The sequence below is a fragment of the Microvirga arabica genome (genome assembly GCF_016811235.1).
Lineage (GTDB): Bacteria > Pseudomonadota > Alphaproteobacteria > Rhizobiales > Beijerinckiaceae > Microvirga > Microvirga arabica.
In genome coordinates this window covers 13,517-36,080 of the sequence record NZ_JAFBID010000040.1, presented here as the reverse complement: position 1 = coordinate 36,080, position 22,564 = coordinate 13,517, and the positions used below count along the sequence as shown (strand labels likewise).

Sequence of the window (22,564 nt, the reverse complement as noted above, 5' to 3'; positions counted from 1 at the left end):
CTTTCCCTGCGGCAACGGCATAGGAAGCAAGCGATTGATTATTCGGCGTCCATCGTCGATAAGGGCCGCCTTCGGGCTTGAACCGAATGATCTTAAATAAAGACAGAATACTGGATCGACGTGCTCAACAGGTTCCTAAAGCCTGAAGTCCGCTATGCCCGCCGCATGGCCCGGATCGCCCGATGGGACAGACCTGTCGAGGGCCTGTCCGGCCGCCTGCGCGCCTGGGCTCATATGCTGATCGCCGATCACGGCGTGTTCCGTCTTTTCTACCTGAACAAGCACCCGGTCACGGACCGGCTCTGGCGCTCGGCCCAGCCGGCACCGCACCAGATCGCCGCCCTGAAGGCTGAGGGCATCAAGACGATCATCAACCTGCGCGGCGGCCGGGAGCACGGCTCGTGGCAGCTCCAGAAGGAAGCCTGCGACCGGCTCGGCATCCACCTGGAAGAATTCGTGGTGCGCTCCCGCGGCGCGCCGGACCGGGAGGCCCTGCTCTCCGCCAAGGAATTCTTCGACACGATCGAGTACCCGGCGGTTCTGCACTGCAAGTCGGGGGCGGACCGGGCCGGCTTTGTGGCCGCCCTCTACCTCGTGGTCTATGAGGGCAAGTCCATCGACGAGGCTCAGCGGCAATTATCCATGCGCTACGGGCATTTCCGCTTCTCGAAGACCGGCATCCTGGACGCGTTCTTCGACCTCTACCGTCGAGAGGGCGAAGCCAAGGGCATTCCGTTCCTCACCTGGATCGAGACCCGCTACGACGCAGACGATCTGGAACGGAATTTCCGCTACGGCTTCTGGTCCCATCTTCTCGTCGACAGGATCATGCGGCGCGAGTAGGCCTCAGGAGACCGCCAAGCTCGGCTCGCTGTCGTCGGACAGCTGCAGGCGGTGCAGGCGGGCATAGGCTCCCGCCTTGGCGATGAGAGCCTCGTGCGACCCGGTTTCGGCAACCCGGCCTTTTTCCATCACGACGATCTTCTCCGCATTGCGGACCGTCGAGAGGCGGTGGGCGATCACCAGGGTGGTGCGGCCCTTCATGAGCTTGCGGATGGCATCCTGCACCAGCCGCTCCGATTCGGAGTCGAGCGCACTTGTCGCCTCGTCCAGGAGCAGGATCGGCGCGTCTTTCAGGAAGGCGCGGGCGAGAGAGATGCGCTGGCGCTCGCCGCCCGACATGCGCCCGCCCCCCGGCCCGACCACCGTGTCGTAGCCCTCCGGCATTCTCATGATGAAGTCGTGGGCCGCCGCCGCCTTGGCGGCGTTCACGATCTCCTCGTCGGAGGCGCCGGGCCGTCCGAAGGCGATGTTGGCCCGGATCGTGTCGTCGAAGAGGATCACGTCCTGGCTCACCACCGCAACGGCCTGCCGGAGGCTCGCCATGGACACGTCGCGCACATCCTGCCCGTCTATCAGCACGGCGCCCCGGGTCACATCGTAGAGACGCGGCACGAGGGACAGGAGAGTCGACTTGCCCGAACCGGAGCGGCCCACCAGGGCGGTGGTCTGCCCGGCCTCGGCCACGAGATTGACGTGATCGAGGGCAGCCGCCTCCCCGTCATAGGAGAAGAACAGGTCAGCAAGCCGGATCTCGCCGCCCGCCAGCCGCAGGGGCTCGGCGCCCGGCTTGTCCTGAATCCGGGGAGCCTGATCCATCACGTCGAAGGTGCGCTGCAGGGCCGCCGACGCCTCCTGAACGATGGCGTTGAGGTTGCCGAGCGCCCGGACCGGGTGGGCTGCCATGACGAGGGCGCTGACGAAGCCGGTGAAATCGCCCACGGTGCTGTCCCCGGCGAGAATGCGCTGGCCGATCAGCATCAACACGATGGCCACGGCGAGGCCGCCGCCTGTCTCGAGCACCGGATCCATCCGGCCGCGGGCATTGGCGGCCTTCATCTTGAGGCCGCGCACGTCGTCGAAGGTCTTGGCGGCCTTGGCCTTCAGATAGCGCTCGAGGCCATAGGTCTTGGCGATGCGGGTGCCGGCGAGGCTTTCGGTGATGAGGCTCGCCATCACGCCGGTCTGTTCCTGGGTCGAGGCGGCCACCTGGCGCAGCCTGCGGCCGATCTTATTGACCGGATAAGCAAAGAAGGGCGCGATCACGGCCGCCACAATGGTCAGAACCGGGTCGATCCAGAGCATGGCGGCGATCAGCGCCATGAGGGTTGTCGTCTCGCGCAGGAACACCGTGGAGAGGCGGGTGAGCGCCTCCCGGATGAAGGCGAAGTCCGTGGTGAAGCGCTGGGTGAGGGCAGCCGGGCTCTCGCGATCAATCTGGGACAGGTCGGCCTCGATCATGTGACCGTAGAGCGCCGTCTGCATGTCGGCCTCGATCCGGGTCACCACCTTGTTGGTGAGCACGGTGAGCGCCAGCAGCGAGAAGCCCTTCACGGAGGTCACGGCGATCACGAAGAGCGGGGCCAGCATGATGGCCTGCGCGTCCTTCATGTCGAAGGCGTCGAAAGCCGCCTTGATCAGGACCGGGTAGAGCCCCGTCGCGCCGGACACCAGGGCTACCAGCAGAACCACCACGGCCAGGGTCTTCCGATGCGGACGCATCCAGTCCCGCCACAGACGGCTGATCAAGGGAAGGGTGTCCCCCCGAAGGATGCTCTTGGACGCCATGGATTCTGTGAAATTCCCGATTGAAGGCTCGCGGTTAGCATGTGAACCATCCGGCGGCAAATCTTTCGAACCGCCAACAGGGATCCAGCGCTGCTTTGCCGCTCGCAGAGCAGCGCTGGCCTTAAAACAGTGATGCCGCGAAGGTCGTTCAGACCGCCTTCAAGTGCCGGATCGGACGGCCCGGGGCGATCATCTCGGCGGCCGCGATGATGCCCTGCGCGTCGATGCCAAAATGGCGATAGAGGTCCTTGACCGTGCCGGTCTGGCCGAAATGCTCCACGCCCAGCGAGCGGGTGCGGTGGCCCATGACCGAGCCCATCCAGGCGAGCGTCGCCGGATGGCCGTCGATCACCGTCACCAGCCCGCAATGGGGCGGTACGTCCCCGAGCAGGCGCTCCACATGGGAGCGGGCATGAACGAGGCCGCGCTCGCGGGCGCGCTGCGCCGCCGTCCAGCCCGCATTGAGCCGGTCGGCCGAGGTGATGGCCAAGAGCCCGATGTCGCGCCGGTCCTCGGCCATGAGGCCCACCGCCTCGATGGCTTCCGGCGCTACCGCGCCCGTATAGGCGACGACAACTTGAGCGTTCGGCCCGGGCTTCCGCAGCCAGTAGGCGCCCGCCATGATGTCGTCGGCGAGTTCCGGGGTCATCTCGCGCTGCGGCTGTTCGAGCGTGCGGGTCGACAGGCGTAAGTAAACCGAGCCGCCGGTTTCGTCGCGCAGCCAGGTCCGCTCGTCGGGCTCGCCGCCCTCGCGCTGCATGTAGTCGAAAGCCCAGCGCATGATCACGGCAAGTTCATCCACGAAGGCGGGCTCGAAGGAGGCCAGCCCATCCTGCGCCATGCCGACCAGCGGCGTGCCGATGGATTGGTGCGCGCCGCCCTCCGGGGCCAGGGTCACGCCGGACGGCGTGGCGACGATCATGAAGCGGGCATCCTGGTAGCAGGCATAGTTCAGGGCGTCGGCGCCGCGATAGATGAACGGGTCGTAGAGGGTGCCGATGGGCAGGATGCGCTCGCCGAAGAGGGAGTGCGACAGGCCTAAGGCCGAGAGCACGATAAATAAGTTCATCTCGGCGATGCCGAGCTCGATATGCTGGCCGGACGGCGAGAATTCCCAGTTATAGGTGGAGGGAATCCGCTCCTTCTTGAAGGTGTCGACCAGGCTTTCGCGGGCATAGAGGCCGCGCCGGTTCACCCAGGCCCCGAGATTGGTCGAAACCGTCACGTCCGGCGCGGTGGTGACGATGCGCGAGGCGAGCGGGTTGTCCGAGCGTGCCAGCTCGTTGAGGATGAAGCCGAAGCCCTGCTGGGTCGACATGGCCGGATTGGCCGGGAAGGTGAGCTTGTCCGGCACCGGAACCTGAGGCGCCGTATAGCGGCGGGTGCCCTTCTGGATGAACGGCACCGCGCTCAGGAAGCGCTCGACCTCGGCCTGCGGGATCGTCACGCCCTCGAACTTGTCCCATTCGTGGCCGGGGCGCACCCCTTGCGTTTTCTGCCAGGCCTCCATCTGGGTGGGCGTCAGCATGCCCGAATGGTTGTCCTTGTGGCCGGCGAGCGGCAGCCCGAAGCCCTTGATCGTATAGGCCAGGAAGCAGACCGGGCGGTCGTGCCCTCGGGCCTTCTCGAAGGCGTCGAGCAGGCTCGGCAGGTCGTGTCCGCCGAGATTGGCCATGAGTTCGGCCAGTTCCTCGTCCGAGCGCTTTTCGATGAGGCGGGTGACCGGACCTTGGTCGCCGAGATCGTCGAGCAGGCGCTTGCGCCACGCGGCGCCGCCTTGATAGGTCAGGGCAGAGTAGAGCTGGTTCGGGCAGGAATCGATCCAGTCGCGCAGCTTCTCGCCGCCGGGCTCCTTGAAGGCAGCCTGCATGAGGGAGCCGTGCTTGAGCACCACCACGTCCCAGCCGAAATTGCGGAACAGCGCTTCAAAGCGCTGCCACAGGCCCTCGCGAATCACCGCGTCCAGGCTCTGGCGGTTGTAGTCGATGATCCACCACGTGTTGCGGATGCCGTGCTTCCAGCCCTCCAGCAGGGCCTCGAAGATGTTGCCCTCGTCCATCTCCGCATCGCCCACCAGCGAGATCATGCGGCCTTCAGGGGCGTCCTTGGCCCAGCCATGGGCCTTCACGTAATCCTGCACGAGGCTGGCAAACAGCGTCTGGGCGACGCCTAAGCCCACCGAGCCGGTGGAGAAATCCACGTCGTCGATGTCCTTGGTACGGGAGGGATAGGACTGCGCGCCCTTGTAGCCGCGGAAGTTTTCGAGCTTCTCGCGGGTCTGCCGGCCGAAGAGATACTGGATGGCGTGGTAGATCGGGCTGGCATGGGGCTTCACCGCCACCCGGTCCTCGGGGCGCAGCACCGAGAAGTAGAGCGCCGTCAGGATGGTGGAGAGGGACGCGGAGGAGGCCTGGTGCCCGCCGATCTTCATCCCGTCCTCGTTGGGACGCAGGTGATTGGCGTTGTGGATCGTCCAGGTGGAGAGCCAGAGCACCTTGCGCTCGAGTTCCTTCAAGATGCTCAGGTGCCGTGCGTCAGCCATAGGTCCCTCCCTTTATTCTTGGGACAAGTCTAATGCGGCTCGGTTGGCTGGCGAGATCAATTTGGCACCGCCGCGACGAATGTTTTAACTCGATTCACCAATCTTGTGCCCTTTGTTGGTGAATCATGGCAGACCGCAAGCTCGACGATATCGACCGCCGCATCCTCGCCGCGCTGCAGGCCGATGGCCGCATGACCGCCCAGCAGCTGGCGGATCGCGTCGGCCTGTCCCCCTCCCCGTGTGCACGGCGCGTGCGCCTTCTGGAAGAAGCCGGGGTCGTGAAGGGCTATGTGGCGGTGATCGACCAGGCCAAGGTCGGGCTGCCGATCAGCGTCTTCGCCTCGGTGAAGCTGGAGCGGCAGCGGGAGGACGATCTCGACCGCTTCTCGCAGGCGGTCGCCCGCTGGCCCGAGGTGGTCGATTGTTATCTCATGACCGGGCAGAGGGATTATCTGCTGCGGATCGTGGTGAGCGATCTCGAATCCTACGAGCGCTTCATCAAGGACAAGCTGACCCGCCTCGACGGCGTGGCCTCCATCGAATCGAGCTTTGCCCTTGGTCAGGTGAAGCGATCCCACGCCCTGCCGATTCCTCAGCCCTCATCCAAACGTACGGATTGAGCAAGCCTCGATCGGACAACAAAAAACCGCCCGAAGGCGGTTTTTGTGGTTCCGGTGGGTTTCCGGAAATTTGGAGCGGGCGAAGGGATTCGAACCCTCGACCCCAACCTTGGCAAGGTTGTGCTCTACCCCTGAGCTACACCCGCGCTCCGCGATGCCGTGGCATCCTTGCGAGGCCGTTGATGTGCCCCAAAACGCCTCGCATTGCAAGAGGGTCCTGGCGAACTTTTCGGACGAGCCCTTGAGCCTGCTTCATCCGGTCGCTAGAAGCCTGGCAGGTTTTTGGAGAATTGCCTTGGCCCATCTCTCCCCTCAAGAACTTCTGGAGCGCCTCTCGGCCCTCGGCATCAAGGCCGAGACCGTGCAGCACGAGCCTGTCTTCACAGTGGCCGAGTCGGCGTCCGTCAAGGAACGCATTCCGGGAGCCCATTCCAAGAACCTGTTCGTGAAGGACAAGAAGGGCCGCTTCTTCCTGATCTCCGCCAAGCACGATACGGCCATCGACCTCAAGCGCACGCACGAGGTCCTCGGCGCCTCGGGCCGCCTGTCCTTCGGCTCCGCCGAGCAGCTGCGCGCCCTGCTCGGTGTCGAGCCCGGATCCGTTACGGCCTTCGCGGTGGTGAACGACACGGACGGCAAGGTCACCATGGTGCTCGATGCCAACCTCATGGAGCATGAGCGGGTGAACTTTCACCCGCTGGTCAATTCCATGACCACCGGGGTGTCGCGGGAGGATCTGGTCGCGTTCCTGCGCGCCACGGGACATGACCCTCTCATTCTCCGCCTGCCGGAGCCGCCGGCGGAATTGCCAGACAACGCTTAAGCTCCCATCTAAGGCCATCTAAGGGAAGTTCTTCTCTCGATTCGAGGATCGCATGCTCTCCGACAACTCCGCCCCCTCCGACGATCTGGTGAAGGACACCACCACGGCGGCATTCCGCCAGGACGTGCTGGCCGAGTCCATGCAGCAGCCGGTGCTCGTGGATTTCTGGGCACCCTGGTGCGGTCCCTGCAAGCAGCTCACCCCGATCCTGGAAAAGGCCGTGCGCGCGGCCGGCGGCAAGGTGAAGCTCGTGAAGATGAACATCGACGAGCACCCGCAGATCGCCGGCCAGCTCGGCGTGCAGTCGATCCCGGCCGTGTTCGCGTTCCAGCGCGGCCAGCCCGTGGACGGCTTCATGGGCGCCCTGCCGGAAAGCCAAATCAAAAGTTTCATCGAGCGCCTGGTGGGCCCGCTCGGCCCCAGCGCCGCCGAAGAGATCCTGGCCGAGGCCGACCGCCTGGCGGCGGCCGGCGACATGGGGGGAGCGGCTGAACTCTACGCCGCCGTTCTGTCGCAGGACCCGGAGAACGTCGCGGCGCTCGCCGCCCTCGTAAAGCTCCACGTGGAGGTGGGTGATCTGGAAGGCGCCAAGCGCTTCCTCGCCATGGCGCCTCAGGCGAAGGCCAACGATCCGGCCATTGCCGGCGCCCGCGCGGCCATCGAACTCGCCGAGCAGGCAGGCTCGCTGGGCGATCTCGCGGATCTCCAGCGCCAGGTCGAGACGGATCCCACCGACCATCAGGCTCGCTTCGATCTCGCCATCGGGTTGAACGCCCGCGGGCGGCGCGGAGAAGCTGTCGATCACCTCCTTGAAATCGTCCGGCGCGACCGCAATTGGAACGATGACGGCGCGCGCAAGCAGCTCGTTCAGTTCTTCGAGGCCTGGGGCCCGATGGACGAGATGACGCTGGCAGGGCGGCGGAGGCTCTCCTCGCTCCTGTTCTCCTGACGCGCCCAAGTTTGGGGAGATCGGAATGGGAATGAACGCGGCATACCGAGGGCCGGAGGATTGCCCGTCGGTCATCCCGGTCTTTCCCCTTCCCGGCGCGCTTCTTCTGCCGCGCGGGCAGATGCCGCTCAACATCTTCGAGCCGCGCTATCTCGCGATGGTGGATGAGGCGCTCAAGACCGACCGCATCATCGGCATGGTCCAACCGGACGCGGACAACGATCCCAACGCGACGGTGCCGAAGCTCTATAAGGTCGGCTGCGCCGGCCGCATCACGCAATTCGCCGAGACCGGCGACGGGCGCTACCTGATCACGCTCATCGGCGTCGCGCGGTTCCGCATCGAGGAAGAGCTGCCGCCGATCGATCTCTTCCGCCGCTGCCGCGTGAGTTTCGAGCCTTTCGCACCCGATTTCACGGCCCGCGCCGGCGAGACCGAGGTCGACCGCGCCGGCGTGGTGAAGGCCCTGCGCGATTTCGTCGACGCCGTGCATGTGAAGGTCGACTGGCGCGGCATCGAGGAGGCACCAAACGAGGCCCTCGTGAACGCGCTGTGCATGATGAGCCCGTTCGGAATCCGCGAGAAGCAGGCGCTGCTGGAAGCGCCCGATCTCAAGTCGCGGGCGGAGGTGCTCATCGCGCTCACCGAGATCGAGCTCGCCCGCAGCAGCGCCGGCTCCGACTCGACCCTGCAATAGGAATTTCGACGATGGTTCCCGACACACCCGAGACGCCCCAGGCCGTGGAGGCGACGCGGATCGACCCCAAGCTCCTGGAGTTGCTCGTCTGTCCGCTCACCAAGGAAACGCTGGAATACGACGCAGCGCGCCAGGAACTCATCAGCCGCCGCGCCAAGCTCGCCTACCCGATCCGCGACGGCATCCCGATCATGCTGCCGGAAGAGGCGCGGCCGCTGGGGGATTGAGGCCCACGCCTTGTTCATCGAACACGGTGGCGCTAAGGCTGCGAGAGCAATCAATCCTAGCAGGATAGCGGAACCGCAATGCCTCATCTGACGCTGGAATTTACGAGAAATCTGTCCGGGTTCGATGCCCAAGAGGCCTTGCTTCACATGAACAAGGCAATCTTCGGCTCAGGGCACTTTGATGAAGTCGACATCAAAAGCCGCGCAATCCCCATCGACTGCTTCGTGATCGGAACGTCGCCCGAAAACCGAGGGTTCATTCATGCAAGGCTGGCTATCATGAGCAACAGGCCTCCAGCGGTCAGGCAGGCCTTGTCGACGATGCTGTTGCAGGAGTTGAGCGGCCTCGTGCCCGAGCACCCTGGACTTCATGTTCAGATTTGCGTCGAGATTATAGAGATCGAGAGGGATACCTACTCCAAGAATGTCTTGGAGGCATCGTAGAGCAGGCTTCTGGCTTAAACATGATGCCCTGAGCGATGCGACACCGCCTCCGCCAGCGCCAGAACGCGCCTCGCCATCTCGGCATGCAGCCGCTCGATCATGCGGCCGCCCAGGTTGATAGCGCCTCTGCCTGCATTCTCCGGCTGATCGAAGGCCGCCACGATGGCGCGGGCGCTCTCCACCTCCTCCGTCGATGGCGCGAAGAGCTCGTTCGCCGCTGCGATCTGATCCGGATGGATCAGCGTCTTGCCGTCGAAGCCGCAATCGCGGCCCTGCCCGCACTCGGCGCGAAAGCCGTCTGCATCGGACAGGCTGTTGTAGACCCCGTCGAGAATGTCGATGCCATGCGCCCGCGCGGCGGCGAGCGCCGTCATGAGCCAGGGGAGCATCGCGGCGCGGCCCGGCAGCAGGCGCGCGCGGGTGTCCTTGGCGAGATCGTTCGTGCCCATGACGAGACAGTCGAGCCGCGTGTCCACGTCACGCCCTGCACTGGCGATCGCTTCCGCATTCAAGATCGCAAGCGGCGTCTCGATCATCGCCCAGACGCGGGTGCGCTCCGCGGCGCCTAATCTGCGCAGGCGAAGGCCTACCGCCGCGAGCGTTTCGGCAGAAGAGACCTTCGGCACGAGAATCGCATCGGGCGCTGCTGCAACAGCGGCCACGAGATCGGCCTCGCCCCAGGGTGTTTCGAGGGCGTTGATGCGAATCACCAATTCGCGCCTCCCGTAGCCACCGGCCTGCACCGCCGCGCAGACCTGCTCGCGCGCCTCAGCCTTCACGTCCGGCGCCACCGCGTCCTCGAGATCGAAGATCACCACGTCCGCAGCCAACGTCTTCGCCTTCTCGAGAGCCCGGGCATTGGAGCCCGGCATGTATAGCGCGCTGCAGCGCGGGCGGATGGCGGTCATGGCTTTTCCCCTGAAAGGTAGATTGGTTGTAATCGTGGTCCGAGTTCAGGAACAGGTCCATTTCAATCCGCCCGTCATGGCTGGACTTGTTCCGGCCATCCACGTCTTAGGAAGCACAACGTTGGAAAGACGTGGATCCCCGGGACGAACCCGGGGATGACGGAGAGGGTGTTATTCAGGGCAAAGTGCTTGTTCTGCAGACGAGAGGGGAGGCTGAAGAATGTGGGTTGCAGGCGTCGATGGCTGCCGGGCTGGGTGGATCGCGGTGCTCATGCGGGTGGACGATCCGCACACCCATCGCATCGTGACGGCGCCGACGCTCGCCGCCATTGCCGACGCACCGGAGCAGCCTGCCGTCATCGCCGTCGACATGCCCATCGGCCTGCCGGAACGCACGCAAGGCTCGGGGCGGCTGCCGAAGCAGCTGATCCGTCCGCTGCTCGGCCAGCGGCAATCCTCTGTCTTCGCCATTCCCTCGCGCCGCGCCGTGGAGGCCGAGAGTTATGGAGAAGCCTGCGCGATTGCGGCCGCCACCTCCGAGCCGCCGCGGAAAGTGTCGCGCCAGGGCTTTGCCATCTTCCCCAAGATCCGCGAGATCGACGCCCTGCTGCACGCCCAGCCCGATCTGGTATCGCGCGTCTACGAAGTGCATCCGGAACTTGCCTTCTGGGCCCTGAACGATGCTAAGGCCCTCGACCAGCCGAAGAAGGTCAAAGGCACCCCCTATGCACCCGGCATGGCCTTACGGCGCGGGCTTCTCAGCCGATCCGGCCTCCTGCCCGACAGCTTGATCCACGCATCGCCGCCGCGCGGCGCGGCGCAGGATGATCTCCTCGATGCGCTCGCGGGGTTGACCGTGGCGCTGGATATCGCGAGAGGTGGAGGACAACCCTTTCCCGACCCGCCCGGCCGCGACGCCCACGGCCTGCCGGTCGCCATCTGGACGCTGCGCAGCTCATGACCATCACCCGCGCCGAGATCGAAGCCGCCCATGCCCGCATCGCCCCGCACGTGCGCCGCACCCCGGTCCTGCACCAGAGCAAGGCCTTCGGCCATGACGGGCCGGTGAGCCTGAAGCTCGAATTCCTGCAGCATGCGGGCTCGTTCAAGACGCGCGGCGCCTTCAACGCCCTCCTGTCGCAGGAGGTGCCATCCGCCGGCGTGGCGGCGGCCTCGGGCGGCAATCACGGGGCGGCGGTGGCCTATGCAGCGAGCCAGCTTGGCGTGAAGGCCCGCATCTTCGTGCCGGAGATCTCGAGCCCCGCGAAGATCGCGGTCATCCGCTCGCACGGCGCCGAGGTGGTGATCGGCGGTGCGCGCTATGCGGACGCCCAGGAAGCCTGCGATCGCTATGTTGCCGAGAGTGGCGCGCTGCGCATCCATCCTTTTGCTGCGGAAAGCACCATGATCGGCCAGGGCACGGCGGCGCTGGAATGGGAGCAGGACGGCCCTGCCCTCGACACAGTGCTCATTGCCGTCGGCGGCGGCGGCCTCATCAGCGGTGTCGCGAGCTGGTGGGCGGGCCGGGTCAAGGTGGTGGGCGTCGAGCCCGAAGGCTCACGGGCGCTCCATGCGGCGCTTGAAGCCAGGGGGCCAGTCGACGTGGAGATCGACTCGGTGGCGGCCGATTCGCTCGGCGCCAAGAACACTGGCGATCTGGTCTACGAGATCTGCCGCCAAACGGTCGACCACGTGGCGCTCGTCACCGATGCGGCCATCCGCGATGCCCAGCGGACGCTCTGGCGCGACTACCGCATCGCCTCCGAGCCCGGCGGCGCGGCAGCCCTGGCCGCGCTGATCTCGGGTGCCTACACGCCCCGGGCTGGCGAGCGGGTCGGGGTGCTGCTGTGTGGGGCCAATGTGGAGCTCGCCCGTCTCGCAGAGGTCGCCTCGTGAGAGCCGGGCGCCTCTGCCGCAATCTTCTCCCATCCGCAGGTTTGTTGTCGTGAGCCTTGTCGATCTCGCCGCCCAGAATCTGCTGTCGCCCATGGTGCTGTTCTTCGCCCTGGGTCTGGCCGCAGCGCTCGCACGCTCGGACCTCACGGTGCCCGAGGCAGTCGCCAAGACCCTCGCGCTCTACCTGATGCTCTCCATCGGCTTCAAAGGCGGGGTGGAGGTGGCGGCCAACGGCATCACCCTTCGCATGATCGGCGTGATGGGCGTTGGCATCGTCCTGTCCTTCGCCCTTCCGGTGATCGGCTTCCTGATTCTGCGTGCGGTCTCCGGCCTCTCCACGGTGGATGCCGCGGCGGTGGCGGCTCATTACGGCTCGATCTCCATCGTCACCTTCATTGCCGCGACCGAAATCGTACGCGGGCAGAACCTGCCCTTTGAGGGCTACATCGTCGCCGTGGCGGCCGTCATGGAGACGCCCGCCATTCTGTCCGCGCTGCTGCTGGCCCGCAGCGGCCAGCCGACCAGGAACGGAAACGAGGGGCTTGGGCCGCTTCTGCACGAGGTCGGCCTCAACGGCTCGGTGGTGATGCTGGTGGGCTCGTTCCTCATCGGCTGGGCCACCGGTCCCAAGGGCCTGCAGATGATCGCCCCCTTCATCGTCGATCCGTTCCGCGGCGTGCTGTGCCTGTTCCTGCTCGACATGGGCCTCGTGGCGGGGCGCGGCATGCGCGAGGGCGCGCGCCATCTCTCGGCGCCGGTGCTGGGCTTCGGCATCGTCATGCCGCTGATCAGCGCAGCGTTCGCTACTCTCGCCATCTGGCCGCTGGGGCTCTCCTTAGGGGGAGCTGCCCTGTTCGTCACGCTTGCGGCTTCGGCCTCCTACATCGCCGTCCCCGCCGCCATGCGCCTTGCCTTGCCGGAGGCGAAGCCCGCCATCTATCTGACCCTGTCGCTCGGGGTGACCTTTCCGTTCAATCTGTCCCTTGGAATTCCCCTCTATCTGGCCCTGGCCGGACTGGTGGCAGAGTAGCGCCCTCGCGGAGGAAACGATCATGCAGACCCATCCGAAGAAGCGCATCGAGATCGTCGTTGAATATCCGGCCTTGCGGCGGCTCCTGGACCGCCTCGACCGCGCCCAGGTGACGGGCTACACGGTGGTGCCCGCTCTTGCAGGCCGCGGACATGACGGCCTCTGGAGCAGCGAAGGGCTGGCGGGCGATGCAGGCCGCATGATGATGGTGATCTGCATCACCGATCCGGCCCGGCTCGATCCGGTTCTGGAAGAGGTCTATGCGGTGGTGGCCCGCCACATCGGCATCGTCACCATCTCCGACGTGCAGGTCATCCGCTCGGACCATTTCTGACAGCCCCGGCCCCGTTGAGGCTTGCGGACCTACGCCCTATAAGCCCTCGACCGATAGGAGTGACCCATGTTCCCCACCCGCCTGACCGATGGCTACCGCGCATTCCTCGACGACCGCTTCCCGCGCGAGAAGAACCGCTTCGAGGCGCTTGCGGAAAAAGGCCAGTCGCCGGAGGTGATGGTGATCGGCTGCTGCGACAGCCGCGTCTCGCCCGAGGTCATCTTCGATGCCAGCCCCGGCGAGCTGTTCGTGGTGCGCAACGTGGCCAATCTCGTTCCGCCCTTCGAGACCGGCGGCGATTATCACGGCACGTCCGCGGCCCTTGAATTCGCCGTGCAGGCGCTTCGCGTGAAGCACATCGTAGTGCTGGGACACGCCCGCTGCGGCGGCGTGCGCGCCTTTGCCGACGAGACCGCACCGCTCTCGCCGGGAGATTTCATCGGTCGCTGGATGAACCTGATCAAGCCCGCCGGCGAACGGCTCGGGCCCCATGACGGCAACCTGGAAGAATACCTGCCGCGACTCGAACTCGCCGCCATCGAGAACAGCCTGAAGAACCTGATGACGTTCCCGTGCGTGCGGATTCTGGTGGAGCGCGGCAAGCTGCAGCTCCACGGCGCCTATTTCGGCGTGGCCACCGGCGTGCTGATGGTGCGCGATCCCGAGACCGGGGAGTTCAAGCCGGCGGTGGAAGACATGCCGGAGCGCATATCGATGTTTTCCGCCCGCGAGGTCAAAAGCTAGGATCTCTCCGCCGCTCACACGGTCTCTCGCCCTTCCGTCGGTTCACCGGAAAGATCCATGGCCACCATCCGCAATCCCATCCTGCCGGGCTTCAACCCGGATCCGGCCTTCTGCCGGGTCGGCGACGATTACTACATCGCCACCTCCACCTTCGAGTGGTATCCGGGCGTGCAGATCCACCACTCGCGCGATCTGGTGAACTGGCGGCTGGTGGGCCGGCCGCTCAACCGCCAATCCCAACTCGACATGCGCGGCAACCCCGACAGCTGCGGCGTCTGGGCGCCGGCGCTCACCTATGCGGATGGCCTGTTCTGGCTGATCTACACCGACGTGAAGCGGCGCCTCGGCAACTTCAAGGACACGCACAACTACCTTGTCACCGCGCCGTCCATCGAAGGCCCCTGGTCCGATCCCGTCTACATGAACTCCTCCGGGTTCGACCCGTCCCTGTTCCACGATGAGGACGGCCGCAAGTGGTTCGTCAACATGGTCTGGGATCACCGCCGCCGTCGCAGCTCCTTCGACGGCATCCTGCTGCAGGAATACTCGACGGAAGAGCAGCGCCTCGTCGGCCCCATCAAGAACATCTTCAAGGGCTCTCCGCTCGGTCTGGTCGAAGGCCCGCATCTGTGGAAGCGCAACGGCTGGTACTATCTGACCGTGGCCGAAGGCGGCACCGCCTACAACCATGCGGTCACGATGGCGCGTTCAAAAACCATCGACGGCCCTTACGAGCTTCACCCCAACGCCCATCTCATCACCAGCAAGGACGCTCCGGATGCGCCCCTCCAGCGGGCGGGCCACGGCTTCTACGTGGAGACGTCCACGGGCGAGGTGTTCCACACCCACCTGTGCAGCCGACCGCTCCCCGGAACGCGGCGCTCGCCCTTGGGGCGCGAGACGGCGATCCAGCGGGTGGTCTGGGCGGATGACGGCTGGCTCTATCTGGCGCAGGGCGGACAGGTGCCCGCGCTCGAGGTGGACGGTCCGGATCTTCCGCCCCATCCCTTCCCGCCCGAGCCCGAGCGCCACGATTTTAACGAAGCCGAACTGCCCTCCCCGTTCCAGTGGTTGCGCACGCCGGAGCCGGAGCGGATCTTCTCGCTTTCGGCGCGACCGGGCTTTCTGCGCCTTTATGGACGCGAGTCGATCGGCAGCTGGTTCGAGCAGGCCCTGGTGGCCCGCCGCCAGACCTCCTGGGTCTACTCGGCCGAAACATCGGTTGAGTTCCAACCCGAGACCTATCAGCAGCTGGCAGGCCTGATCTGCTACTACGACCGCGCCCGTTTCCATTATCTGGCGGTCTCCGCCGATGACGACGGACGGCACGTGCTGCAGGTCATCTCGTGCTTGGGCGACCACCCGGATGCACTGATGACCTATGCGCTTGAGAGCGACCTGCCTCTGCCGGAGAGCGGCCCGATTCATCTCGGCGTGGACGTGCGTCTGGCGGAGCTGCAATTCCGCTGGTCCACCGATGGCGAAACCTGGAGGCCAGTTGGCCCGGTACTCGATGCAAGCATCCTGTCCGACGAGGCCGGTCCCGGAGCCCACGGCTCGTTCACGGGAGCCTTCGTCGGCATGGCCGCTCACGATATGACGGGCCGCGCCCTGCCGGCGGATTTCGACTTCTTCAGCTATCGTGAGGACCTGTCGGAAGCTTGATGCAAAAAAGGCCGCCCGAAGGCGGCCTTTTCATTTCGATGTGCGGTTGATTACGCCGCCTGCTTCTTCGGCTTCAGCAAGCCGCGATTGGCCATGGCTTCTGCGATCTGCACGGCGTTGAGCGCCGCGCCCTTGCGCAGGTTGTCGGAGACGCACCAGAACGACAGGCCGTTCTCCACCGTGATGTCCTCGCGGATGCGGGAGATGTAGGTGGCGTCCTCGCCGGCGGCCTCGTGCGGGGTGATGTAGCCGCCGGGCTCGCGCTTATCGACCACCATGATGCCCGGCGACGACCGCAGGATGTCGCGGGCCTCGTCGGCGCTGATCGGGTTCTCGAATTCCACGTTCACGGCTTCCGAGTGGCCGATGAAGACCGGCACGCGCACGCAGGTGGCGGTGAGCTTGATCTTCGGGTCGAGCATCTTCTTGGTCTCGGCCACCATCTTCCACTCTTCCTTCGTGTACCCGTCCTCCATGAACACGTCGATCTGGGGGATCAGGTTGAAGGCGATGCGCTTGGGGAACTTCTTCTCCTGCACGTCCTGCAGGGAGTAGAGCGCCTTGGTCTGGCGGTCGAGCTCGTCCATGCCGTCCTTGCCGGCGCCGGAGACCGACTGGTAGGTGGCCACCACCACGCGCTTGATGGTGGCGCGGTCATGGAGCGGCTTGAGGGCCACCACGAGCTGTGCCGTGGAGCAGTTCGGATTGGCGATGATGCCCTTTTTCATATCGCGCAGGGCCTCGGCGTTCACCTCTGGCACCACGAGCGGCACGTCGGCGTCGTAGCGCCAGGCCGAGGAGTTGTCGATCACGACGGCGCCTTGGGCTGCGATCTTCGGCGACCACTCCTTGGAGACCTCGCCGCCGGCGGACATGAGGCAGATATCGACATCGGAGAAGTCATAGGTGTCGAGGGTCTTGGTCTTGAGCGTCCGGTCGCCGAAGGAGACTTCCGACCCCTGGCTGCGGCGGGAGGCCAGCGCCACCACCTCATCGGCCGGGAAGGCCCGCTCGGCAAGGATGCTCAGCATCTCGCGGCCCACATTGCCGGTCGCACCGACGACGGCGATCTTGAAACCCATGTGACTTCTCCTGTTGCGGCTCTCCCCGGAAATTTTTTAAGAACCCTGCTCGGGTGCTGCCTCTCGCCCCGTGGGAGAGAGGACCGGGGACGACGAGGCTTATTCGGCTGTTTTCACAGCCGTCGTGGCGGTTTTCGTTTTGCTCGTCGTGTGGGTGAGCAGCGCCATTGCCATCGTCCATCCAAAGCCTGGTTGCGGCTTTGATCGCGCCAGAAACACACCAAAGACACGCTTTCGTCAAGCGTTTCCTTGGGCTCGGTGCGTTCAATCGCCCGTCAGCACATCGGTCGAGAGATTGAAGCGGTAGAAAACCTTGTTCATTCGCTCGGCCCCGAGGCGCTCGTAGAACGCCTGAGCGCCCGTGTTGGTGCCATCGGTGGTGAGGTCGATGCGGGTAAGGCCATGCGACCGGGCAAAATCCGCCAGCCAGCGCATCAGCACCACCCCCACCGCTTGGCCTCGGGCTTCGGTCTCGACGAAAAGTTCCTTGACGAAGAGAAGCCCCGACAGCTTGAAGCCTGGCCGCAGCACGGCGAAGCAGGCGAGGCCGACCGGGTGCCCCTCTCGATAGGCCAAGGCGTAACGCGTTCCTTCCGCCTCTCGCATCGAGCGCTCGACCATGGCTATCGTCGGCTCAAAAGGCTGCGCGACCTCCGGGCCGACATAGTGCAGGTCCACCGCGCGGACCAGCATCGCGACATCGGCAGCATCATCGAGATTGGCAAGGCGGACGGCGGTCTCGGGCATCGGGGCTCAGCGCTTTAAGCTTTGGTTTACCTTGCTTAGCAAAACCTTTCGAACCCTGGCCAGTGTCACGGTAGAACATGGGGATGACGTGATCATTGGACGTAGGTGGTGGCGCGATGCCGAGGGCAGGCTATGCCGAATGGGACGAGGAGGATCTCGCCGAGTGGGTCGACGAGCGCCCGGCCCGTCGCCTGAGGCGTAAGAGGCCATCCTGGCTGCGGGTGATCCTGATGTCCGTCTGCAGCATCGCGGGCCTTGCCTATCTGGCCCTGCAGCTGGAGCCGGCACGCCGCCCGGCCGAGCGCGCAAAGGCGGTGCCCTCCTCCGTCCTGGTTGCCCCCGCACCGGCCTGGAAGCCGGTCCCTGCCTCCCCGGCTCCCTATGCTCTCGCAGGCGCTACCGGTCCCGTCACCACGGAGGCGCGCCAGCACACGAATGGCGCGCGGGAGGATACCCTGGTCCTCGGCCGCTTCGGCGACTTCCGCTATACCCAGGTGTCCCTCGTGCAGGGACAGCCTGAGACGGCGGGCAGCTTCTATATCGACATCGTGCGCCGGGCCGCCCGCGCGGGCCTGGCCGTGGCGCATCAGGGCCAGGGCCGGTCGGTGGCGACGAAGTTCGGCACCCTGGAGGCCGCTCCCTTGACGCTAGCGGCCAAGGGCGAGCAGGCCTGTCAGGCCTTCCGCTTCGCGGATGCGGAGACGGAGTTCAGCTTTCAGGGCTGGCTCTGCGGATCCTCCGCGCCCGACGATGCGCAGCTGGCCTGCTTCATCGACGGGCTGACGCTAGCCGGCGGCTCCAGCCCCTCCCTCAAGGCGGTCTTCGCCAAGGCTGAACGCAGCCGGACCGAAGCTTGCGGACCTGTTGCCCGCACCGCTTCCGTCTCCATCAAGCCTCCGGCCCGACCGTAACCGCCACCCGGTGCATGACATTGCAGCCGTAGCCGTTCGGATTCCAGTTCGCGGCGCGGAAGGGCTGCGCCCGGCCCCGTGAATCGGTCGCGCGGGCGAAAATCTCATAGAAGCCGTCCTCAGGCAGGGTGAGGGACACCTGCCAGCGCGTCCAGTCGTAGCGGTTGCGCGGCGGCGTCATCGCGGCCTCGGTCCAGGTCGCACCGCCGTCGAGGGTCACCGCGACCCGCGCCACCGCGTCGTCTCCCGCCCAGGCCGCGCCGCGAACGTCGATCCTGCGTGTGCCTGCCGGATAGCGGCTGCCATCGGCCGGCGCCGTGACGATGCTGCGCACCGGCATCGATTCGATGATGCGGTTCTCCACGTCCCGGCCATCCTGGCCCGGCGCCAGAGGGCGGACCGGCAGGCGATAGGACAGGCCCGTCATGCCCGGCCCGTCATGCTCCCGGTCGCGGATCCAGATGCGCTTGAGCCATTTCTGGCTCAAAGAACCGGGCCAGCCCGGCACGACGAGGCGCAAGGGACCGCCATGGATGAAGGGCAGCGGCTCGCCGTTCATGGCCCAGACGAGAAGCGTGTGCTCTTCCATCGCCTTTGCGATCGGCACCCCGCGGGACATGGCCTGATGCTCGCGGCTTCCATGCTTGTCGGGATCTGCGCCGAAATGGCCGGTGAAGACAGCGCTCTCTCCTTCAGGCCCGCCTCGCGCAGCACGTCGCTTAAGGATGCGCCCGTCCATTCCGCGCAGCCGACGCCGCCATTGGTCCAGGGATTGCCCTCGGCCTTCGGCTCGAAGAACGAGCGGCCGTTGCCGCCGCATTCGAGCACCATGCGAAAGGTTTTTTGCGGGAAACGGCTCTTGAGATCCGCGAGCGACAGACTCAGCGGGCGCTCCACCTCGCCGTCGACCGTGAAGGTCCAGCCCTCCGCATCCACCACCGGCTCCGGCAGCAGGCCGTTGTTGCGCACGAAGAAGCGCGCAATAGGCGTCGTCTCGTCGTCAAGAAGCTCCTCGGGCGTCTCGGCCACGAGGGGCATATCGCCCAGCAGGCTCAAGCCGTCCTTGTCTTCAAGGCCTTCCCGCACCTCACGCCTGTGCTGCATCGGTTGCTTCCCTCTCACCTCTCAGTGAACACCATGACCTGACGGAACCATTTTAGCGAGGTCGGCTTGTTCTGACAGTCTTCACACGTACCAATGGCGCCCGGCAAAACGAGCTGGCGCGCTACCCTTGGAGGTTTATCCATGCGCCGCTTCGCCCTTTTGGGTCTGGCCTCGCTGGCTGCGCTCACGACCGTCCCGATGGTGGCGGACGCGCAGGCTCAGGACCGTCCCCTCGTTCTTCGCGTGCAGCCCCGCAGCTTCCTCGATCCGGGCCCCGTGGCCCAGCCGGGCACACTCAACCGCTATGTCACAGCGCCGATGATCTCGTCCGTGGCGAACCCGCCCTGGAGCCATCAGCGCGACCGCTTCGGCGAGGGCTCCTTGCCCGATCCGATCGGCGGGCCGTTCGTAGGCGCGCGCAACCCGTTCTCGGATATCGATTCGACCGGGTCGATCCGCTAAGACCTCTCAGTAAAAAAGCCCCGGAGCGCTCCGGGGCTTTTGTCGTTTTACGCCAGGGAATCCAGCTCCTTGACGATGGCATCGCCCACATCCTGCGTGCCCACCGCGTTCATGCCGGGGCCGGCAATGTCCTTCGTGCGGGTGCCGGAGGCGAGCACGTTGGCGATGGCCTTGTCGAGACGATCCGCCTCGTCGAGCAGGCCGAAGGAATAGCGCAGCGCCATGCCGAAGGAGCCGATCATGGCAATTGGGTTGGCCAAGCCCTTGCCGGCAATGTCCGGCGCCGAGCCGTGGACCGGCTCGTAGAGGGCCTTGCGCTGGCCGGTGGCCGGATCCTCGGCGCCCAGCGACGCGGATGGCAGCATGCCGAGGGAGCCGGTGAGCATGGCCGCGATATCCGACAGGATATCGCCGAACAGGTTGTCGGTGACGATCACGTCGAACTGCTTCGGATAGCGCACGAGCTGCATGGCGCAGTTGTCGGCGAGCACATGCTCCAGTTCGACGTCGGAGAACTCCGCCTTGTGGATGCGCGTGACCACCTGGCGCCAGAACACGCCGGTCTTCATCACGTTGAATTTTTCCGCCGAGGAGACCTTGTTGCGGCGCTTTTTGGCAAGGTCGAAGGCGACGCGCGCGATGCGCTCCACTTCGTGCGTGTGATAGATCTGCGTGTCGACCGCGCGCTGGGAGCCGTCCTCCAGGGTCACGATCTCCTTCGGCTCGCCGAAATAGACGCCGCCGGTGAGCTCGCGCACGATCATGATGTCGAGGCCTTCCACCACCTCGCGCTTGAGCGAGGAGGCGTCCGCCAGGGCCGGATAGCAGATTGCCGGACGCAGATTCGCGAAGAGGCCGAGATCCTTGCGCAGGCGCAGCAGGCCCGCCTCGGGGCGCACCGCATAAGGCACGCTGTCCCATTTCGCGCCGCCGACCGCGCCGAAGAGCACAGCATCGGCAGCCTGAGCCAGCTTCATGGCGTCTTCCGAGATCGCCGCCCCATGGGCATCATAGGCCGAGCCGCCGACGAGATCCGTCTCGGTCTCGAAGCCCACGCCGCGCTTGCGGAACCAGCCCACAATCTTCTCGACCTCGCGCATGACCTCCGGGCCGATGCCGTCGCCGGGGAGAAGGAGAAGCTTGTGCGTTGCCATGATCGGTGTCCCTGCTCGATTGTGTTTCGTCATCCCCGGCCTTGTCCCGGGGATCCACGTCTTGATGGCTCTGCATTTCCGAAGACATGGATGGCCGGAACAAGTCCGGCCATGACGGGAGGGTTTAGGCGCGCGATCCTTGCCTTGCAAGCATTCATCGCGTTGGCCGTTAGACCAAGTCTGGTCAGGTGTTCTCCACTCTTCGGTCCTTAGGCGTCCTCACCACCGTGACCGAGCACGGCGCCTCAGCCACCACCTGGGATGAGACGCTCCCCAGGTAGCGCCGGAGCGCCGAGGAGGCTCGCGCCCCGATCACGATGTGGTCCACATTGTTGTGGCGGGCATAATCGACCAGCGCCGCCGCCGGATCGGGCGCCTCCAGCACGCTGTAGGAGATCCGCTCCTTCGGGATTTCTAGGGACGAGCCCCAGTGCTTGAGCTGGACGAGGCGCTGCACGTGGAGGCTGTTGCCCTCCGCATCCTCCAGGATGTCGACGGCGATGCGCGAGGTCTTCAGGATGTTGACGCAGGCGATGCGCGCCTCGGTCTCAAGCGACAGGATGCGCTGCACCATCAGGCGTAAGGCTTCGGCCAGATCCTCGCTGCCGGGCGACAGGTCGACAGCAGCGAGCACGATGGGCGCGCGGGAGAGCTGTCCGGCGATGTTGGGCGTCTCCAGCGGCTGGGCCTTACGCGCCTTGAGCCAGCGCCGGAACGTCTTCATCCCGCTGTCCCGGGCGAACCGCTCGGCGCGCTCGGTGAGCTTTACCTGGTCGGGATTATCGAGGTCGAGGGCGAGTTGGGCGGCCGTCGCGTAGCGGTCCTGCGGGTCGACCTCAAGGCAGCGCAGGACGATCTCCTGCAGCCAGGTCGGACAGTCGGGGGTGAGCGCCCGCGGCGGCACCGGATCGCGCCACAGGCGCTTGCGGATCTGGCCGCCCCTCGGGTTGCCGAAGGGGCGCTCGCCGGTGACGAAGAAATACAGCATCACGCCGAGCGCGAAGAGGTCGCTGCGCGGGTCGGCGCGATCCTGCAGCACCTGCTCGGGCGCCATGTAGGGCGTGGTGCCGAAGGGCTCGCGGAACTCCTCGGCCAAAAGATCGGGCAATTGCTCGTGCCGGGCGAAGCCGTAATCGATGAGCACGATCTCGCCCGTCTCGCGGATCATGACGTTGCTCGGCTTGATGTCGAGATGGATGACCTTCTGCAGATGCAGGTCGTGCAGGGCATTGGCCACCTTCACCCCGATGGCGACCACCTCGGGCCAGGGCAGCGGCACTTCCTCAAGGCGGCTTTTGAGCGAATCGCCCGGAATCCGCTCCATGACGATGTAGGGCATGGGATCGAGGGGTCCGGCCGCCACGAAGCGCGGCACATGCGGCCCGGTAAGGCGCGGCATGATCATCTGCTCGGTCTCGAAACAGACGATGGGCAGCGGATCGTCGCTGTCGAGGAGAAGCGGGATCTTCATGACGAGGGGCGTCGGATCGTCTTCGCGGGTCACGGTCCAGAGCAGCGCCATGCCGCCGGTGCTGATGTGCTCCTGCAGCGTGAAGCCGTCGATCACTAGGCCCGGTTCAAGACGCCAGCGCATGCG

Annotated in this window: 23 protein-coding genes, 1 tRNA gene and 1 pseudogene; 15 read left to right on the top strand and 10 right to left on the bottom strand. The window is 65.7% G+C overall.

Features of this window, described 5'->3' with window-relative positions:
* Positions 1-120 precede the first annotated feature (120 nt).
* Positions 121-843 (top strand): fused DSP-PTPase phosphatase/NAD kinase-like protein, encoded by a 723-nt coding sequence (locus tag JQC81_RS18915; RefSeq protein ID WP_203273332.1) that lies wholly within the window; start codon positions 121-123, stop codon positions 841-843.
* 3 nt (positions 844-846) lie between these two features.
* On the opposite strand, the gene JQC81_RS18910 is transcribed toward JQC81_RS18915, so the two are convergent.
* Together JQC81_RS18910 and JQC81_RS18905 are read right to left on the bottom strand one after the other, a co-directional pair.
* Positions 847-2,628 (bottom strand): ABC transporter ATP-binding protein, encoded by a 1,782-nt coding sequence (locus JQC81_RS18910; RefSeq protein WP_203273331.1) that lies wholly within the window; start codon positions 2,626-2,628, stop codon positions 847-849.
* A 148-nt stretch (positions 2,629-2,776) separates the two neighbouring features.
* Complete coding sequence (locus tag JQC81_RS18905) at positions 2,777-5,170, bottom strand: thiamine pyrophosphate-binding protein (RefSeq protein WP_203273330.1); 2,394 nt, start codon at positions 5,168-5,170, stop codon at positions 2,777-2,779.
* Between the two features lie 125 nt (positions 5,171-5,295).
* On the opposite strand from JQC81_RS18905, the gene JQC81_RS18900 reads away from it, so the two are divergent.
* A complete protein-coding gene (locus JQC81_RS18900) occupies positions 5,296-5,790 on the top strand; it encodes an Lrp/AsnC family transcriptional regulator (RefSeq protein WP_203273329.1) in 495 nt (164 codons plus the stop codon).
* A gap of 71 nt (positions 5,791-5,861) precedes the next feature.
* Here JQC81_RS18900 and JQC81_RS18895 read toward each other — a convergent pair.
* Positions 5,862-5,936: transfer RNA gene (locus JQC81_RS18895), tRNA-Gly, on the bottom strand.
* A gap of 149 nt (positions 5,937-6,085) precedes the next feature.
* Here JQC81_RS18895 and JQC81_RS18890 point away from each other — a divergent pair.
* The 5 genes from JQC81_RS18890 to JQC81_RS18870 all read left to right on the top strand — a co-directional run bounded on the left by JQC81_RS18890 (position 6,086) and on the right by JQC81_RS18870 (position 8,930).
* Positions 6,086-6,613, top strand: a complete 528-nt coding sequence (locus JQC81_RS18890) for a prolyl-tRNA synthetase associated domain-containing protein (RefSeq protein ID WP_203273328.1) — start codon at positions 6,086-6,088, stop codon at positions 6,611-6,613.
* A gap of 52 nt (positions 6,614-6,665) precedes the next feature.
* On the top strand, positions 6,666-7,562 hold the full coding sequence (trxA, locus tag JQC81_RS18885) for a thioredoxin (protein WP_203273327.1): 897 nt from the start codon (positions 6,666-6,668) through the stop codon (positions 7,560-7,562).
* Between the two features lie 25 nt (positions 7,563-7,587).
* Complete coding sequence (locus JQC81_RS18880; protein WP_203273326.1) at positions 7,588-8,259, top strand: LON peptidase substrate-binding domain-containing protein; 672 nt, start codon at positions 7,588-7,590, stop codon at positions 8,257-8,259.
* 11 nt (positions 8,260-8,270) lie between these two features.
* The gene (locus tag JQC81_RS18875) at positions 8,271-8,486 is read left to right on the top strand and encodes a Trm112 family protein (protein ID WP_190846049.1); all 216 of its coding nucleotides are present in this window, start codon (positions 8,271-8,273) and stop codon (positions 8,484-8,486) included.
* 78 nt (positions 8,487-8,564) lie between these two features.
* Positions 8,565-8,930 carry a 5-carboxymethyl-2-hydroxymuconate Delta-isomerase gene (locus tag JQC81_RS18870; RefSeq protein WP_203273325.1) on the top strand — a complete coding sequence of 122 codons (366 nt, stop codon included), beginning with the start codon at positions 8,565-8,567 and terminating at the stop codon, positions 8,928-8,930.
* Positions 8,931-8,944: 14 nt separating this feature from the next.
* Here JQC81_RS18870 and JQC81_RS18865 read toward each other — a convergent pair whose 3' ends face one another.
* Positions 8,945-9,838 (bottom strand): HpcH/HpaI aldolase/citrate lyase family protein, encoded by an 894-nt coding sequence (locus JQC81_RS18865; protein WP_203273324.1) that lies wholly within the window; start codon positions 9,836-9,838, stop codon positions 8,945-8,947.
* Between the two features lie 220 nt (positions 9,839-10,058).
* Here JQC81_RS18865 and JQC81_RS18860 point away from each other — a divergent pair, with 220 nt between their 5' ends.
* The 6 genes from JQC81_RS18860 to JQC81_RS18835 all read left to right on the top strand — a co-directional run bounded on the left by JQC81_RS18860 (position 10,059) and on the right by JQC81_RS18835 (position 15,507).
* On the top strand, positions 10,059-10,799 hold the full coding sequence (locus JQC81_RS18860; protein WP_203273323.1) for a DUF429 domain-containing protein: 741 nt from the start codon (positions 10,059-10,061) through the stop codon (positions 10,797-10,799).
* Entirely contained in the window at positions 10,796-11,734 is a 939-nt protein-coding gene (locus JQC81_RS18855; RefSeq protein ID WP_203273322.1) for a threonine/serine dehydratase, read from the top strand. The genes JQC81_RS18860 and JQC81_RS18855 overlap by 4 nt, the downstream gene beginning before the upstream one ends.
* A gap of 49 nt (positions 11,735-11,783) precedes the next feature.
* Complete coding sequence (locus tag JQC81_RS18850; RefSeq protein ID WP_312887554.1) at positions 11,784-12,764, top strand: sodium-dependent bicarbonate transport family permease; 981 nt, start codon at positions 11,784-11,786, stop codon at positions 12,762-12,764.
* 22 nt (positions 12,765-12,786) lie between these two features.
* Positions 12,787-13,098 (top strand): DUF190 domain-containing protein, encoded by a 312-nt coding sequence (locus JQC81_RS18845; RefSeq protein ID WP_203273320.1) that lies wholly within the window; start codon positions 12,787-12,789, stop codon positions 13,096-13,098.
* Positions 13,099-13,164: 66 nt separating this feature from the next.
* The gene (locus tag JQC81_RS18840; protein WP_203273319.1) at positions 13,165-13,842 is read left to right on the top strand and encodes a carbonic anhydrase; all 678 of its coding nucleotides are present in this window, start codon (positions 13,165-13,167) and stop codon (positions 13,840-13,842) included.
* A gap of 57 nt (positions 13,843-13,899) precedes the next feature.
* Entirely contained in the window at positions 13,900-15,507 is a 1,608-nt protein-coding gene (locus tag JQC81_RS18835) for a glycoside hydrolase family 43 protein (RefSeq protein WP_203273318.1), read from the top strand.
* A gap of 50 nt (positions 15,508-15,557) precedes the next feature.
* Here the strand turns inward: JQC81_RS18835 and JQC81_RS18830 are convergent, their stop codons facing one another.
* Both JQC81_RS18830 and JQC81_RS18825 read right to left on the bottom strand, forming a co-directional pair.
* Positions 15,558-16,589 (bottom strand): aspartate-semialdehyde dehydrogenase, encoded by a 1,032-nt coding sequence (locus JQC81_RS18830; protein WP_203273317.1) that lies wholly within the window; start codon positions 16,587-16,589, stop codon positions 15,558-15,560.
* A gap of 264 nt (positions 16,590-16,853) precedes the next feature.
* The gene (locus JQC81_RS18825; RefSeq protein WP_203273316.1) at positions 16,854-17,336 is read right to left on the bottom strand and encodes a GNAT family N-acetyltransferase; all 483 of its coding nucleotides are present in this window, start codon (positions 17,334-17,336) and stop codon (positions 16,854-16,856) included.
* Positions 17,337-17,452: 116 nt separating this feature from the next.
* On the opposite strand from JQC81_RS18825, the gene JQC81_RS18820 reads away from it, so the two are divergent.
* On the top strand, positions 17,453-18,247 hold the full coding sequence (locus JQC81_RS18820; RefSeq protein ID WP_203273315.1) for a hypothetical protein: 795 nt from the start codon (positions 17,453-17,455) through the stop codon (positions 18,245-18,247).
* Here JQC81_RS18820 and JQC81_RS34395 read toward each other — a convergent pair.
* Positions 18,225-18,986, bottom strand: a complete 762-nt coding sequence (locus JQC81_RS34395; protein WP_376772422.1) for a molybdopterin-dependent oxidoreductase — start codon at positions 18,984-18,986, stop codon at positions 18,225-18,227. The two genes, JQC81_RS18820 and JQC81_RS34395, sit on opposite strands and share 23 nt — an antisense overlap.
* A 23-nt stretch (positions 18,987-19,009) precedes the next feature.
* Positions 19,010-19,285: pseudogene (locus JQC81_RS34390) on the bottom strand (molybdopterin-dependent oxidoreductase); the annotation flags it as partial.
* A 207-nt stretch (positions 19,286-19,492) separates the two neighbouring features.
* Between JQC81_RS34390 and JQC81_RS18810 the strand changes: the two are divergent.
* Positions 19,493-19,813 carry a hypothetical protein gene (locus JQC81_RS18810; protein WP_203273314.1) on the top strand — a complete coding sequence of 107 codons (321 nt, stop codon included), beginning with the start codon at positions 19,493-19,495 and terminating at the stop codon, positions 19,811-19,813.
* A gap of 47 nt (positions 19,814-19,860) precedes the next feature.
* On the opposite strand, the gene leuB is transcribed toward JQC81_RS18810, so the two are convergent.
* Both leuB and JQC81_RS18800 read right to left on the bottom strand, forming a co-directional pair.
* Positions 19,861-20,967, bottom strand: coding sequence for a 3-isopropylmalate dehydrogenase (gene leuB, locus JQC81_RS18805; RefSeq protein WP_203273313.1), 1,107 nt, complete (start codon positions 20,965-20,967; stop codon positions 19,861-19,863).
* Between the two features lie 184 nt (positions 20,968-21,151).
* The gene (locus tag JQC81_RS18800; protein WP_203273312.1) at positions 21,152-22,561 is read right to left on the bottom strand and encodes a serine/threonine protein kinase; all 1,410 of its coding nucleotides are present in this window, start codon (positions 22,559-22,561) and stop codon (positions 21,152-21,154) included.
* Positions 22,562-22,564 lie beyond the last annotated feature (3 nt).